Source organism: Vibrio sp. vnigr-6D03 (assembly GCF_002835515.1).
GTDB classification, from domain to species: domain Bacteria; phylum Pseudomonadota; class Gammaproteobacteria; order Enterobacterales; family Vibrionaceae; genus Vibrio; species Vibrio penaeicida.
Genome location: NZ_PIZL01000028.1, coordinates 1 through 15,244 on the forward strand (window position 1 = coordinate 1; position 15,244 = coordinate 15,244).

At 43.6% G+C, this 15,244-nt stretch carries 13 protein-coding genes and 1 riboswitch; of the genes, 4 read left to right on the forward strand and 9 right to left on the reverse strand.

Annotated elements, in window-relative coordinates:
* The first annotated feature begins 527 nt into the window (after positions 1-527).
* Positions 528-968: an RNA-binding protein gene (locus CW749_RS21795; protein WP_101114508.1), complete on the forward strand. Its 441-nt coding sequence runs from the start codon at positions 528-530 to the stop codon at positions 966-968.
* On the opposite strand, the gene murI is transcribed toward CW749_RS21795, so the two are convergent.
* From murI to CW749_RS21810, 3 genes are read right to left on the reverse strand one after another with little or no spacing between them, the layout of a single operon-like run.
* Positions 943-1,740 (reverse strand): glutamate racemase, encoded by a 798-nt coding sequence (gene murI / locus CW749_RS21800; RefSeq protein ID WP_237322530.1) that lies wholly within the window; start codon positions 1,738-1,740, stop codon positions 943-945. The genes CW749_RS21795 and murI overlap by 26 nt on opposite strands.
* A gap of 34 nt (positions 1,741-1,774) precedes the next feature.
* Entirely contained in the window at positions 1,775-2,464 is a 690-nt protein-coding gene (locus tag CW749_RS21805; protein WP_101114510.1) for an ATPase, read from the reverse strand.
* 42 nt (positions 2,465-2,506) lie between these two features.
* Entirely contained in the window at positions 2,507-4,324 is a 1,818-nt protein-coding gene (locus CW749_RS21810; protein ID WP_101114511.1) for a TonB-dependent receptor, read from the reverse strand.
* Between the two features lie 65 nt (positions 4,325-4,389).
* A riboswitch (cobalamin riboswitch) is annotated at positions 4,390-4,625 on the reverse strand.
* 200 nt (positions 4,626-4,825) lie between these two features.
* On the opposite strand from CW749_RS21810, the gene trmA reads away from it, so the two are divergent.
* Entirely contained in the window at positions 4,826-5,935 is a 1,110-nt protein-coding gene (trmA, locus tag CW749_RS21815; RefSeq protein WP_101114512.1) for a tRNA (uridine(54)-C5)-methyltransferase TrmA, read from the forward strand.
* A 49-nt stretch (positions 5,936-5,984) separates the two neighbouring features.
* Here the strand turns inward: trmA and CW749_RS21820 are convergent, their stop codons facing one another.
* Both CW749_RS21820 and fabR read right to left on the reverse strand, forming a co-directional pair.
* A complete protein-coding gene (locus tag CW749_RS21820) occupies positions 5,985-6,356 on the reverse strand; it encodes a YijD family membrane protein (RefSeq protein ID WP_101114513.1) in 372 nt (123 codons plus the stop codon).
* Positions 6,346-7,014 carry an HTH-type transcriptional repressor FabR gene (gene fabR, locus CW749_RS21825; protein ID WP_101114514.1) on the reverse strand — a complete coding sequence of 223 codons (669 nt, stop codon included), beginning with the start codon at positions 7,012-7,014 and terminating at the stop codon, positions 6,346-6,348. The genes CW749_RS21820 and fabR overlap by 11 nt, the downstream gene beginning before the upstream one ends.
* Positions 7,015-7,285: 271 nt before the next feature.
* Here fabR and sthA point away from each other — a divergent pair, with 271 nt between their 5' ends.
* Positions 7,286-8,683, forward strand: coding sequence for a Si-specific NAD(P)(+) transhydrogenase (sthA, locus tag CW749_RS21830; RefSeq protein WP_101114515.1), 1,398 nt, complete (start codon positions 7,286-7,288; stop codon positions 8,681-8,683).
* A gap of 73 nt (positions 8,684-8,756) precedes the next feature.
* Here sthA and dinF read toward each other — a convergent pair whose 3' ends face one another.
* From dinF to lexA, 3 genes are all read right to left on the reverse strand, one after another.
* A complete protein-coding gene (gene dinF / locus CW749_RS21835; protein ID WP_101114516.1) occupies positions 8,757-10,103 on the reverse strand; it encodes an MATE family efflux transporter DinF in 1,347 nt (448 codons plus the stop codon).
* A gap of 55 nt (positions 10,104-10,158) precedes the next feature.
* Positions 10,159-10,974, reverse strand: a complete 816-nt coding sequence (locus CW749_RS21840; RefSeq protein WP_101114517.1) for a class I SAM-dependent methyltransferase — start codon at positions 10,972-10,974, stop codon at positions 10,159-10,161.
* Positions 10,975-11,037: 63 nt separating this feature from the next.
* A complete protein-coding gene (gene lexA / locus CW749_RS21845; RefSeq protein ID WP_101114518.1) occupies positions 11,038-11,652 on the reverse strand; it encodes a transcriptional repressor LexA in 615 nt (204 codons plus the stop codon).
* 582 nt (positions 11,653-12,234) lie between these two features.
* On the opposite strand from lexA, the gene plsB reads away from it, so the two are divergent.
* Positions 12,235-14,658 carry a glycerol-3-phosphate 1-O-acyltransferase PlsB gene (plsB, locus tag CW749_RS21855; RefSeq protein ID WP_101114619.1) on the forward strand — a complete coding sequence of 808 codons (2,424 nt, stop codon included), beginning with the start codon at positions 12,235-12,237 and terminating at the stop codon, positions 14,656-14,658.
* 79 nt (positions 14,659-14,737) lie between these two features.
* Here plsB and CW749_RS21860 read toward each other — a convergent pair whose 3' ends face one another.
* A complete protein-coding gene (locus CW749_RS21860) occupies positions 14,738-15,202 on the reverse strand; it encodes an ATP-dependent Lon protease (RefSeq protein ID WP_101114519.1) in 465 nt (154 codons plus the stop codon).
* Positions 15,203-15,244 lie beyond the last annotated feature (42 nt).

Sequence of the window (15,244 nt, forward strand, 5' to 3'; positions counted from 1 at the left end):
GAATTGACTGTGCCAATGATTCCTTTCTAAAGAAAGTTATCATCGTATTGGTCACTCAGTTCATTGAAACCTAAATTGTTTCCGAAGAAACTATTTGGATTATCATCAACGAGTGCCCACACAGATTGATAGGTCTATATTGTTAAAGAGCTTTTTCTAACTGACTAGGCGCTCTGCGTCTTGCCGTTAGGGGTGCGCACTATACGCTCCAGTTTTTGAGAGTCAAGAATTTTTTCAAACTTTCTTTTCCTCTCTTCCCAGCTCGTCGTGTGACTTCCGTCTCACTCCGTGTCGGTGAGGCGGCATTATAGGGAGATAAGAATGGATGACAAGCCTTTTTTGAAAATTAATTTCCAAGTGAATAATTTTCAATCAAAAGTCGAATTATCGAATAAAATTTCAACATTTGAAGGGTATCACAGCAATTGGTTGGAATTTCATCATGCTTAAACGTAAGATCTGTGTGTCTATTTTGTTAATAGCGCTTTGCATCTTATTACTTCACAATTTCAATGTAGTATTCAGATATGAACTCAAAAAAATCTTATTTATTAGTTATCGCACTGGCAGTATTGGGCGCTGCAGCCTTTTCACAAATTGCAGTACCACCAGCTACCGCTTTTATCATTGGCGTTTTTACTTGCGCGCTTATCTTATCCCTTTCTAACCCCTCTTCAGAGCAAGCAAGTAATGACAAATCAGCTACCACAACTCTTTATGTGGGGAACCTTCCTTATAAAGCTAACGAAACCCATGTTCGGCAGTTGTTTTCGAAACACGGACAAGTTTTCGCTGTAAGGTTAATGAAGGACAAACGTACAGGTAAACGAAGAGGATTCGGCTTTGTTGTTGTATCAAGGGAAGACACAGACAAAGTCATTCAAGGATTAAATGAACAGGACTATATGGAGAGAACGCTTAAAGTTAGAGTCGCCAACGACCCTAAACATCCGGAAACGGCTGAATAACGGTTTCGGAAAAACCCATCTTTTTTAATGTAGAGTTAAGTGCATCATCGCCTCGTGGTGGTGCACTACAAAAAATCTGATTTAACTGTTTCCTCTCTAACCCCGAGTTTGCTTTCAAAAGAAAAGCGACGCGGCGAGCAATAGCGTTACCAGAATCTATCAATACAACATCTTTCAGCACTCGACTAATTTCATCTTTCAGAAGTGGGAAATGTGTACACCCTAAGACCGCAACATCTATTTGGTTAATAAGAGGCGAGAGCAAAGCCGTCATTTCTTTCGAGCAAACCATTTCCGATCGTAACTTCCGCTCAGCCATTTCTACTAGCTTCGTGGAGCCTAATAGCTTTACTTCTGTGTCTTTAGCGAAGTCTTTAATGAGATCGTGTGTGTAGTCACGTGTAATCGTTGCTGGGGTTGCAATCAGACCGACGCCTATTTTGGAGATCAATGATGCAGGTTTTATAGCGGGAACCACTCCCACAATAGGAATGGATAACGCAGCCCTTAAGTGGGGCAAGACCAATGTACTGGCCGTATTACAAGCAATAACCACTAAATCGATATCGTATTCCCGACAATATTGAGTGATCAAGGTTTGAACGCGATACACCAGCGTATCGCCATCCAGCTCTCCGTATGGGTATGCCGCGTTGTCAAAAAGATAGAGGTACTCCAATTGCGGAAGCAACGCTTTCAGTTCTAAGTATACGGAGAGACCTCCAACACCAGAATCAAAAATGAGTACTCTCTTTTCTGTTTTTTTATCCACGTTCGTTCTTACCCCAATAAAAGCTGGACGTATATTACTGGTAAAGTGACTCCTCGCCAATATTAGCCACATAACGTAAGTGGTGAAATCGCTCGGTGCACTCAATGGCAATAGACCGCAAGCATAAATTATGGCTAAAACAAGGAGCGGATGTCACTAAAGTGTGAAATTCACCATTCTCTCCGCAGGGATCTATTCCGTTAGGTAAGTTAGCGATCAACTCTTTGCTATACCACTCACCACATAGGCTGGAAGGCAATTTGTTCCCATCCACTGTCACTACAATGGTTTCAATGCCTCTATCCAGTATTTCATTCGCTAATTCTGTACTAGGTGTCCCCATCAACGGAAATACACACTCCCACCCTGCTTTCTCAATATAGCTTTTTCGATATTCAATGATGCCATTACAAAACATGTCTCCAAACGCAACGGCATCTATCTCTAGCTTTGAGTTTTTTAACCCTTTAACTATATGACTCTGATAAACCTCGTTGGGTGGAAACACTTCAGGAAGTTGAATCGTGACTAACGGCAAATTGGCGAGTTCCGCTTGCATTTTCACAACCGAAATGGGCGTTACCTGAAATGGGACTTCGCCGTCTACGTGAGTCGTGTACAACCCGACGACTTCATATTGAGGGTCTTCGAGTAGACGAATGAGCGTTAGCGTAGAATCTTTACCTGATGACCAACTGATGATGATTTTTTTGGGATTCTTCATGTTGTATATTGTAAAAAAACCGCCCGAAGGCGGTTTTTATTTTTAGAATTTGTATGATGCGTTCAGGTAAAATGCGCGCTCCGGAGCAGGATACCCTTCTGCCGTTTCGTATTTTTTATCTAGCAGGTTATCTATACGAAGACCAGCCGAAAGATCTTCTGATATTGTGAAAGTAGCACCAAGGTCAGCGGTAGTATATGCCGCTAGCTCTGCCTGACTTGAGTCATAACGCTTACCAACATGATTCGCTGAAATAGACGTTGATAGCTTTTCATAGCTATAAGACACTACCCATTTGTAGTTTTCTTTTGCACGACGAATTAGCTGACTACCATCTTTTTTGTCTTTTGGTTCTTTCCAATCACCGACAACCCTATGCTCAATAGGTCCTGTATCAAAACTCATTTCAAGCTCGACACCCTTAATTTCAGCATTATTAACATTAGAAGGCACCCATGAACCCGAAGGCAATGGCGCCCAAGCAATCATATCCTTAATATCTGAATGGTATGCCGTCAGAGTCCACTCAACAGCTTCATGGTAACCACGAATACCTAATTCTGCTGACTTTGATGACTCAGGCTTTAGCTGATCATTTCCAGAACCGGGCCAGTACAAATCGTTAAAAGTCGGAGCTTTAAACGCTGAACCATAGCTGGCTATTAATTCAATCTCATCATTTACTGCATAACCGCCAGCCAAATTCCAGGTCGTTTGACGACCAAACACACTGTCTTTATCTTGGCGTAAGCTAACCTCTAAAGAAAGATCATCAATTTGCTTGAACCCAGTGGCAAAGAAAGCAACGTTCGATTTTTCAGTTTCTTCATAATCGCTAGAATTTGTCCCACCACGATTCGCTACTTCTTCTGCATAGTCCAAGCCTGCATTAAGAATGGCATTTTCAATGCCTGTATATGTATTTACCCATGCCGCACTTTTTCGTTTAGTGGTTATTTTAGCGCGACCTGAGGCACCATCATCTGCATCGCCTTCAGCACCTTCGCTACTAGACAGATCAAGCTGAACTGATGAATAGAAAGCATCTTGTTGGTAATTCAAAATACCAGCAATGGAATATCCATTTTTCTCTGACTCTTTTTTAGTTCCATAACCATCGTACTCACTTAAACTCTCTTGCGAAAAACCACTAAACGTAGCATCCCAAGAATCATTAAATTTATGATTAACTGAGCCTAGAAATGTTTTGGAATCATATCCGTGAATATCGTTGTCATTGGCTGAATCACTAACTTTAAACCCATCTGTTTTCTCACCATTGATTAAGAAATTACCACGCGTATCTTCAGAAATTTCACCTACAGAGCGCCACCCTGCTTCTGAAAAGTTATTAGAACCGAACCCTGCCTTGGCTTGATGAACCGAACCTGATGTAGGGATAGTCGATATCTTAATCACACCACCAATAGCATCCGAACCATAAACAGCAGCTCGAGGACCCCGAATTACTTCAATTTTTTCAATTGCGAAAGTAGGGATAAGCCCTATTGCCGCTCCACCAGATGTCACAGAATTAATTCGAACATCATCCACTATAACCAAAGCATGCCTTGTAGACGTACCACGAATATATATGCCTGCGGTATTTGCCTTTGTACCTTGTGTGTAGAATTCCACTCCAGGTAGAGTTTTGATTACATCGAATATGCTTTGAGCTTGAAGCGCTTCGATGTCTTCACGTGTTAATACACTGACTGAAGCTAATACACTATCAACTGGCTGCTCAAATCGATTCGCTGTCACTACGAGAGTTTCGGTATCTGCCGCTTCTTGAGCAACAGAAATGGAGGCGTGTGTAAGCAGCGACGCTACTGTGGTCGCTAGAAGAGTTTTTTTCATTGTCATTTCCTAAGTCGCGAGAATCCTTCTAAGACCAAGCAGTACGTTTCAACACTGCTAATATCCGCTTGGCTCTTATTACTGGCAGGTATTCGGACTTAAGAGCTCACCCTAATCTATAGGAACACGAGTTCCATACAGATTCAGATACCTAGCACCTCACTTCCCACTTACAGACAGTAAGCAGTGTTTGGATTCAATCCGAGGTGTTCGTTCTCTTTTACCGCTGCGCGTCAGTTCTGGATTTCCACCAGATTCCCTTTTCAGTCAAAAATTGACCACCAGCTTGGGCGAGGATACTAGTTCGCAATCTTACGGATGTCTAGACGTATTTCTTCTAACCTATTATCACTCTCGTCAATAGCACAAAAATTCAACAAATCTATGGCGCTATGGGTCAATGAGCTTTCTCATGTGTCAGCCAGAAAGACAAAGCTGGACAAATAAAGTGGATTGAATAAAATCTGCGCTCCCTGTACCGAAGCAATAAGGCATAACTCCATGGCGTCACTTGATGTAAACCCAGAGCATTATCAAGCACAACTTGCTGAGAAAACCCAGCGCCTAACTGAGATGTTTGCTCCTTTCAATGCACCAGAACTTGAAGTGTATGAGTCCCCAGAGCAGCACTACCGCATGAGAGCGGAATTTCGAGTTTGGCACGAAGGTGAAGAGCTCTACTACATCATGTTCAACCAAGAGACACGTGAAAAATACCGCGTAGATACGTTCCCTGCCGCAAGTCGTTTAATCAATGATCTTATGCCGTTATTGATCGACGCGATGAAAGATAACGATACGCTGCGCCGAAAATTGTTTCAGGTGGACTTTTTATCCACACTCAGCGGCGAAATTTTGGTGTCTTTGCTTTATCACCGTCAATTAGATGAAGACTGGATTTCTCAGGCAAAAGCCCTAAAACAACGGCTCAATGATGAAGGTTTCAATCTCAACTTAATTGGCCGAGCTCGAAAAATGAAAATCGTGCTCGATAAAGATTACGTTATCGAGAAGCTGAATGTGAATGGTGATACTTATGTGTATCAGCAGGTAGAAAATAGCTTTACACAGCCTAATGGTATCGTTGCTCAGAAAATGTTGGAGTGGGCAGTAGATTGCACCCAAGAAAGTACCGGGGATCTTCTAGAGCTTTATTGTGGGAACGGAAATTTCTCGTTAGCACTGGCACAGAATTTCGATCGCGTCTTGGCAACAGAGTTAGCTAAGCCTTCTGTCGATTCCGCACAATTTAATATTGAAGCGAACAACATCGACAACGTACAAATTGTCCGGATGTCAGCGGAAGAATTTACAGAAGCAATGGAAGGCAAGCGAGAGTTTCGTCGTTTAAAGCAACAGAATGTCGACCTGACAAGCTACAACTGCAACACCATCTTTGTTGATCCTCCTCGTGCTGGTATGGATATCGACACATGTAAAATGGTTCAAGGGTACGAGCGCATTATGTACATTTCTTGCAACCCAGAAACATTGAAAGACAACTTAGATATTTTGAGTGAAACTCACCATATCACTCGCTTTGCATTATTCGACCAATTCCCATATACCCATCATATGGAAGCGGGTGTTTTCTTAGAAAGAAAAGCCTAAACAAAAAAACCGCTAATATGAGCGGTTTTTTTGGCTAAAATTTCGTGTCCTACTGAGGCTTCGCGATATACCCCAGCTTCTTACCAACCCAAACAAGGAGAAGCAGCGTCACTATAATCGAGAAGAAATTTGATCCTGACTCTGGGTGCTGCGCCCCTAAGAATGCCGAATAACCAAACGCCCCCACAAAGAAACATGCTAAAGCAACCATTGGGATTTCTTCAGAAACAGGGTGGCGTAGATATTCTTGATACAGATTCTGAACTGCCAATACCAACGCTATCAATGGAAATACAGAGAAAGCCACTTCACTGACTGTCAATGCTGACAACAGGGCATTACCACACATACCCGCGATTAGAGCTAAGAGGAGAGTTTTCTTTTCTGACCCTTGGTCAGCGATAGGAGCTTCATTCGACATTGCTTTGTCCTGCCTTATTCTTCTTTAGTTCATTTTCTTTTCGGTACACATGGGCACCTTTTGCAATCATTCTGAGCTGGGTTATCAAGCGATTCGCCAGTTCAGTTCGTTCATCTTTTTCTAAATCTAGAGCTTCTGCGCCAGAGCTAAAAACCAGTGTGACAGATGCTTCGGCCTGAGTGAAAGCGCCTTCTCTAGATACACCATTGATTACTAAATATTCAGTAAGTTCCGCAACAAAGTGCTGAATTTCTCGAGCAACAGCTGCACGAAACTCAGACGATGTCCCAGAACGCTCTCGTAACAACAACCGAAAAACGTTTGGGCTGCTCTCGATAAACTCCATAAACGTGTCTACCGATGTTTTAATCACACTGCCTTCTTTGGCAATACGCTGCCTAGCTTGGCGCATTAATTGACGGAGCAGTAAACCGCCTTCGTCAACCATCGTCAATCCAAGCTCATCCATGTCTTTAAAGTGACGATAGAAAGACGTTGGAGCGATACCCGCCTCTCTCGTCACTTCACGTAAGCTTAGATTAGAAAAACTGCGATCGGCACTTAACTGACTAAAAGCGGCATCGATTACTGAACGTCGGGTTTTTTCCTTTTGTTGAGCTCGGATACCCAAACTCTTTTTTATATTCTCGTTTGTCATTCTTAACTACGCTTTATAGAGAAACTGACCTAACAGGCAAGCCTTACTATACCGTGAATGAAGTAAGAGTCTATGAGACAACCGCGGATACTTTACGGATTTTTCGCGGAAATGCTCGCCTGTTACTCGAAGTTACTGATGACTTCACAAATTCTGATTGAAACACAACGTGATCCTCACCACTGTCTACTGGTGAGACCATTTACCTGTAAAATGAAGTCGTTAAAATATCGCTACAGCAATGTTAACTATCATTACAAAAGGCAAATATATGACCTCAACGCACTTCGATGCAATAGTAATAGGCAGTGGTCCTGGTGGTGAAGGGGCTGCAATGGGCTTAACAAAATCGGGGTTAAACGTTGCAATCATTGAGCGGGAGAGCAGTGTCGGTGGAGGATGTACTCATTGGGGTACCATACCTTCTAAAGCACTGAGACATGCGGTTAGCCGCATCATAGAATTCAATAATAATCCTCTCTTCTGCCACAATAATTCCAGCCTCCACTCTACGTTTTCCAATATTCTTGGTCACGCTAAAAGCGTTATCGACAAACAAACTCGCCTAAGACAAGGTTTTTACGATCGGAATGAGTGCTCGCTGATTTTTGGTGAAGCTCGATTCATCGCCAGCAATACGATAGAAGTGCTTCAACCCGATGGTACTGTGGAACAATACACCGCAGATAAGTTTGTCATCGCAACAGGCTCTCGTCCATACAGACCAGCCGATGTTGACTTCACTCATGACCGTATATACGACAGCGATTCAATTTTGTCGCTAGAGCACGACCCACGCCATATCATTATTTATGGTGCAGGCGTCATCGGCTGTGAGTACGCTTCAATCTTCCGTGGGCTCGGTGTAAAAACCGACCTCATCAACACACGCGACAGGCTGCTATCTTTCCTAGATAACGAAACCTCCGATGCACTGTCTTATCACTTTTGGAATAGCGGTGTCATTATTCGCAACGATGAAACTTATGAGCGAATTGAAGCCTCCGATGAAGGTGTCGTGATTCATTTGGAATCGGGTAAAAAAATGCGAGCAGACTGTATCCTTTACGCCAATGGACGAACAGGTAATACGGATAAGTTGAATTTAGAGAATGTGGGTCTAACACCTGATTCTCGTGGTCAGCTCAGTGTGAACACCAATTACCAAACCGATGTAGAACACATTTACGCTGTTGGTGATGTAATTGGTTACCCAAGCCTTGCTAGCGCGGCATACGATCAAGGTCGATTTGTCGCTCAGGCCATCACGAAAGGTCAGGCTGACAATCACCTGATTGAAGATATTCCGACGGGTATCTACACCATCCCTGAAATCAGCTCTGTGGGTAAAACCGAGCAAGAGCTAACAGCTGCAAAAATACCGTATGAAGTGGGTCGTTCGTCATTTAAGCACCTTGCAAGGGCGCAAATAGCAGGGAAAGATATTGGCTCATTAAAAATACTTTTCCATCGTGAGACAAAAGAAATATTGGGCATTCACTGTTTTGGTGAACGTGCAGCGGAAATTATCCATATCGGACAAGCCATCATGGAACAAAAAGGCGAGGCGAATACCATTGAGTACTTCGTCAACACTACCTTTAACTACCCGACAATGGCAGAAGCGTACCGAGTCGCGGCATTGAATGGTTTAAACCGTTTGTTCTGATTTCACAGCTTCAAAGTAAGAGGGTCAGCATTCGCTGACCCTCTTTTTTGTAAAACAATACTCCGCATAAAAGCTAAGCAAGAAACAGATTTCTGCGCCATTGATAGACAAACACAATCGCTAACCCCAGTCCTCTCATCCCCATAAAGCTCAACATAGCCAACCATAACGCATGGTTTCCGAAGTCAGAAAAAGCGAAAAAGACAAGGAAGAAGCTGCACGTCGCAACAAACATGCTATTGCGCATTTCTTTACCTTTTGTGGCGCCAATAAAGATGCCGTCGAATAGGAAGCACCACATAGAAACCAAAGGCATTGCGATTAGCCATGGCAAGTAAACGTTGGCATGCTCTCGAACAATAGGAATGTCTGTGATCATCGAGATCAGTAGCGATCCCCCCAAAGCAAACACCAGCGTCAAGAGTGCACAGATAATTAAACTCCAGAAAAACGTTCCCATCAACGACAGTTTCAACTGCTTCTCATCTTTGGCTCCAATGGCTTTCCCTACCATTGCTTCCATCGCATAGGCAAACCCGTCCATGCCGTAAGAGATCATCATCAAAAAGCTCATCAATACTGCGTTTGCCGCCACCACGTCATCGCCAAAGCTGGCACCTTGGAAAGTCATAAACGTAAACGCTGCCTGTAAACACAATGAACGCAAAAATATGTCGCGATTAAGACGAACAAACCGCCCTATTCCATTGGTGAGCGCACCTAGCTGGCTGAAAACAGATGGCAGCGCGAGCTTAATCCATGAGCGATAGACAAAGAATAAACCTAAAGACATGCCCGTATAGTCGGCCAGTACAGATGCCAACGCTGCCCCTTCCACTTTCCAGCCAAAACCCATAACGAAAAGAAGATCGAGCATAATATTTGTAAGGTTGGACACAATCACGATCCACATTGGAGCTTTCGCGTTTTGTGTGCCTAATAACCACCCAAGAATAACGAAATTAGCAAGCGCAGCTGGCGCACTCCATACGCGTATTGAAAAGTATTGTTGACCATAGAATTTCACCTGTTCGCTGGCATCACTCAGAGCAAACACCCACTCTGAAACCCATGGGTGAAGCGAAAGGAATAGCAGCGCAAACATTCCAGCCATCATTAAGCCTTGAAGCAACACAAGACAAAGCTGCTCCCCACTTTTTGCTCCCGTTGCTTGTGCTGTTAAGCCGGTTGTCGCCATACGCAGGAAGCCCAGTAGCCAAAATGACACACTTATCATCGTGCCGCCCAAAGCGACTCCCCCCAAATACCATGCATGATCTAGATGTCCAATAACCGCAGCGTCCACCAAACCAAGTAAAGGAATGGTGATATTGGACAAAACCATAGGAATAGCGAGCCAAAGCACTTGCTTGTGCAAAGACCAATTAGAAAGAAAGGATAGATATTGGGATTTAATCACGTGGAACCTCGACAATTATGGCGTCGAGGTTAGCGTTTAGAGATTGATTAATCAATCACCATCGCATGTGTAGAAGGACTGGGGTCATTCGGTGCTTGAAGAAGGACATTTTTGATAGCCAGCGTTGCCAGCGTTTCCATCGACTGCAGTTTTTATCCATAGGAGAATGTACCGTAACCCATTGATACCATGGAAGCCAATTAAGCAATTTCTCTTTAGGTCGGCTGATTGCGTGTTTGTAACCACCTCCACCGAGCTTTTTACCCCAATGAGAGTTCGCTAAATCCCCCGCCAAAACAAAACACGCTTGAGCATGAATAAATCGACGACCCAATGTTCTAATAAACTGAGCAACTTGGGATTCGTCGCAATCAAGGAGTGCATGTTCACAGACAATAAGAACAGGGGAAGATTCGGGAACAGGTAAATCGTTAAGCCAGTTGGTATCAACTACGCTGCCGCATCGTAATTGGTAACGTTCACTTGGATGAAATAGCTTTTGTCGCCAAAGTAAATTTTCGCTGATATCCAGCTCCAACCAATGACAACGACCGTTATCTAAGCGGTAGAAACGGGTATCTAATCCAGCCCCAACGTTCAAGATCCAAGCTTCAGGGTTATCCATCAAAAAGCTTTTCACTCTTTCATCACACAGCTGAGTTAGAGTGGCATTCAGAAGTTGCTTCTGATCAACATCGCCAGACAAACATTCAGGTGCTAACTCACAACGCTGACATGCACTAGCCGCAATAGGATCGTAAACCAATCCATCGTCAACCAAGCTTTCTCTGCTTCGCAACCACATAGGCTGAAGCAGATTTGCTGGAATCTGGTAGTGAGTTTTAGGTCGTTTGAAGTGAGGTTGTGTCATTATCATCTTCCCTACAATAATAGCTAGATGATAATGACTATCATTTAATAATGCAAAATTTAATTACATCCAATCTGCATTTCTGATCACACCAACGGCAATACCTTCAATCGCTAAGTGCTGTGAGGTGAGGTCGACTTTAATCGGTTCAAACTCTTCATTTTCAGCATGAAGCAAAACCGTAGATCCTTTACGCTCAAGACGCTTAACCGTCACGTCTTCATCGACTCTAGCAACAACAACCTGTCCATCACGCACATCTGAGGTTTTATGAACAGCCAACAAATCGCCATCCATAATGCCAATATCTTTCATGCTCATACCGTTAACACGAAGCAAAAAATCGGCTTGCGGTTTAAACATGGCAGGATCAACTTGGTAATGTGTTTCAACGTGTTCTTGAGCCAGAATTGGCTCACCTGCTGCAACCTGACCAATCAAAGGTAAACCTTCTTCTTCTTCATCTTCTAGGAGAATTCGGATACCACGTGAAGCACCGGGAATGATCTCGATCACTTCTTTTCTGGCAAGAGCTTTTAAATGTTCTTCTGCTGCATTGGCAGAACGGAAACCCAACTCACGGGCAATTTCTGCACGAGTGGGTGGCATACCGGATACATCGATCTTATCTTTGATTAAATCGAAAACTTGTTGTTGGCGCGGCGTTAATGGCTTCATGGTCCACCTGTCTTTTTATACAGTTAACTGTGAGTATATCCAGTAAATCGACGAAATCAAAGACAATTGTCTATTTTTTAACGGGTTTGTTGTTTTGGGTTCATGCTATGTCCATCTGCCTTCGATATGCTTTGCGAAATAAGAGCTCGATTCATCTCCGTTTCATTGATGCGAGCCAATGTAGCGCTTTAGAGATAGTGGCAAATTTGAATAAAAGGTTAGACCAGTTTCTGCTATCCTTGCAGCGCAATTAATCAAGTGGTGATGTTTTAGGGACTGTTTATCTTTCGAGATGATTTTTGCAGCAATTTGTGGGTGATTTATACAAGGCAGAGCTCATTCGGTGTAGTCGCTCTACATCAATGAGCGATAACGCAGTAGAAATAAGCCACAAATGCTGCCCAAAGGGTTCGTTTCTATGTCTTTTACTCTTTGTTGCAAGGTATTTGCTTAGAATGACTAGGCGTCACACCTTGCGCCGCGATTAAAAGACATAGAACTCGAACAAAATTTAACCACGAAAGATAAACAGCCCCTATACAACTCGCCATCGAAACAAACATGTTGAGGCAAACATTCGCTATGTCTTCTGGACAATCTCTTTCTCGAACTTTGATGAAGTTACCTTTGTCGGTATTGGTAAAAGGGACAACTATCCCATCGAATCCGGTAGAAGATTTGGGAATCGATATTTCCAAACCCATCGTTTACGCACTGCCGTTTCGCTCTAACGTCGACCTACTAACATTCCAAAGGTATGCCCTAGAACAGGGGTTACCCGATCCGTTGACCCCACTGGAAATTAATGGTCAGCCGTTTGGACGCTTTGTGTTTACCTCTTCACGACCTACGTTGATTCAGAATGATCACGATGCACCCTCTGAGTCCGTTGATTTGTTTACGAAGCTACTCGGTTTGCATAACAGTGACAGTGACTTAGATGTTCAAGTGCTGCCTGTAAGTGTACTTTGGGGTCGAAAACCAGGAAAAGAAGAGAACCAAAAACCGTACCTTGAAAGTTTAAATGGCCCTCAAAAAGCAAAAGCATTACTGCTTTCAGGGCGAGACTGTCTAGTGCGATTTAGCCCTGTGGTTTCGCTGCGTTCAATGGCAGATAGCCACGGTACCGACCAAGAAATCGCTCACAAATTAACACGAGTCGCTAGAATTCATTTTTCTCGCCAAAAATTAGCGGCGTCGGGTCCGAACCTTCCTAACCGCCAAGTTTTGTTTCAACGCTTATTGAAATCTGAAGCCATTAAAAAAGCGGTCGCAGACGAAGTCAAAAGCAAAAACATTAGCCAAGAAAAAGCCGAAAAAGAAGCCAAAGCGATCATGGATGAAATCGCCGCCGATTTTTCTTATTCATTGGTTAAACGTGGCGATCGCTTCTTAGGCTGGTTGTGGAACAAACTTTACCAAGGTCTCAGTATCAACAACGCTTCCACTGTGCGAAAGCTGGCGCAGGATGGTCACGAAATTGTTTACGTGCCTTGTCATCGAAGCCATATGGATTACTTGCTTTTGTCCTATGTGTTGTATCAAGAAGGGATGGTTCCTCCACACATTGCCGCTGGAATCAATTTAAACTTCTTCCCTGCAGGGCCTATCTTCCGCCGAGGAGGCGCGTTCTTTATTCGTCGCAGCTTTAAAGGCAATAAACTGTATTCCACGATCTTCCGCGAATATCTTGCAGAACTGTTTGCCAAAGGGTATTCCGTTGAATACTTCAGTGAAGGCGGTCGCTCCCGAACAGGGCGGTTGTTGCAAGCAAAAACCGGCATGCTAGCCATGACGATTCAAGCAATGCTGCGAGGGTTAAATCGCCCCGTGACTCTAGTGCCAGTCTATATTGGCTATGAACATGTTATGGAAGTATCCACCTACGCAAAAGAACTCAGAGGCAAACGCAAAGAAAAAGAAAATGCGGGTCTTGTTCTGAAAACATTGCGTAAACTTCGTAATTTTGGACAGGGGTATGTGAACTTTGGTGAACCTATTCCACTGAACCAATACCTTAACGAACATGTACCAGAATGGACAAACGACATTGATGCGGTTAACAGCCCTAAACCTCAGTGGATGACACCCGTGGTGAACCATTTGGCTGAGAAAATGATGACGCACATAAACAAAGCAGCGGCCACTAATGCGCTAACCTTGTGTGCTCTCGCCTTATCGGCATCTAGGCAACGCGCTTTGTCTCGCGAAACTTTGGTTCAGCAGATAGACAGCTACCTTGCGTTACTTCGCCAAGTCCCTTATTCCTGCACCAGCACCACACCAGATAGCAATGCGGAAGACTTGGTTCATCATGCAATAAGCTTAGATAAATTTGTCATTGAACCCGACAGTATGGGCGACATCATCTCCCTTGATCGCCAACAGTCCATTCTGATGACGTACTATCGTAATAACATCATTCATTTATTTGCTATCCCCTCTTTGATAGCTCAACTGGTTGTTCAGCATGAAAACATCAAGCTGTCTTCAATCATTGATTCGGTAACGACCTTGTACCCTTTCTTAAAGAAAGAACTGTTTATCCATTATGACGAAAGTGATATCGGAGACGTGGTTACCCAGACAATCGAAGAGTTTGCTCGGCAAGAACTGATTACCTTAAATGATGGAAACGTATCTTTAAGCCAATGCCGGATACAGTCTCTGATTTTATACGCTAGAACCATACAGGAAACGCTGCAGCGTTATTCTATTGCCATTACCCAACTCGTAGCGGCACCTGAATTGGGTAGAACAGAACTCGAGCAACACAGCCAACAAGTGGCACAAAGGCTTGGTCGTTTACATGGTATCAACGCGCCAGAATTTTTTGACAAAGGAGTATTCGCCGCTCTATTTAGTACTCTAAAAGAGCAAGGCTACTTGGATGTAGACGGACAATGTGATTTGGAAAAGACAAAGCAGCTGGCAGAAACGCTTTCAAAGCTACTGCCCACAGAAGTCAAATTGACCATACAAGAAAGCCGGCAATCGGAAAGCTAAAAAGTAATTCGAAAGTAAAAAAGCAATCAGAAAGTTAAAAAAGAGACCACCTAAAAGGTGGTCTTTTTGATTTGGCGATTTAAGTAATCGCAATCACTTCTGATGGCGTATGAGGCGCGACAGAATGCCCATAATGGTATTTAATAATGGTGCGGCGTTTCGCCATCTTACCTTCATTAATCGCATCGTTCAGCACACTGGCTGGCAAACGGAAACGGATGGTATACCCCTTTCCTTGCTGGGTACTGTAGGATTGCAGTGCAATTAAATCAAACAACCGTTCAAGCTTGTCGATAGGCTCTTCGTGATACTCAGTTTCGGCATCGGAATCCAACTCGTAGTCGGGATGATCTTCTGCATTCCAAGCGGCTCGTTTTCGACGCCTTTCCTCTAGCGTTGCCTTTCGCTCTGCACTCGACTTGGTCAATTCTGTAGCGGGTGCTATAGGCTCTTTGACTTTATTGTCTCGTGCGACTTGTTCGGTTTGTATATTGACCGACGGGGCAATCAGCGGAACGCTGGCACTGGTCGGGTTCACTAACATAACAAACCTCCCACAACGGTAACATTGCCGTGAAACAGGTAC

Bases quoted from the DNA above. Each gene is read 5' to 3' on its own strand.
- CW749_RS21795 (WP_101114508.1), top strand. From the start codon at position 528: ATGAACTCAAAAAAATCTTATTTATTAGTTATCGCACTGGCAGTATTG.
- CW749_RS21805 (WP_101114510.1), bottom strand. From the start codon at position 2,464: ATGAAGAATCCCAAAAAAATCATCATCAGTTGGTCATCAGGTAAAGAT.
- CW749_RS21810 (WP_101114511.1), bottom strand. From the start codon at position 4,324: ATGAAAAAAACTCTTCTAGCGACCACAGTAGCGTCGCTGCTTACACAC.
- trmA (WP_101114512.1), top strand. From the start codon at position 4,826: ATGGCGTCACTTGATGTAAACCCAGAGCATTATCAAGCACAACTTGCT.
- CW749_RS21820 (WP_101114513.1), bottom strand. From the start codon at position 6,356: ATGTCGAATGAAGCTCCTATCGCTGACCAAGGGTCAGAAAAGAAAACT.
- fabR (WP_101114514.1), bottom strand. From the start codon at position 7,014: ATGACAAACGAGAATATAAAAAAGAGTTTGGGTATCCGAGCTCAACAA.
- sthA (WP_101114515.1), top strand. From the start codon at position 7,286: ATGACCTCAACGCACTTCGATGCAATAGTAATAGGCAGTGGTCCTGGT.
- CW749_RS21840 (WP_101114517.1), bottom strand. From the start codon at position 10,974: ATGACACAACCTCACTTCAAACGACCTAAAACTCACTACCAGATTCCA.
- lexA (WP_101114518.1), bottom strand. From the start codon at position 11,652: ATGAAGCCATTAACGCCGCGCCAACAACAAGTTTTCGATTTAATCAAA.
- plsB (WP_101114619.1), top strand. From the start codon at position 12,235: ATGTCTTCTGGACAATCTCTTTCTCGAACTTTGATGAAGTTACCTTTG.
- CW749_RS21860 (WP_101114519.1), bottom strand. From the start codon at position 15,202: ATGTTAGTGAACCCGACCAGTGCCAGCGTTCCGCTGATTGCCCCGTCG.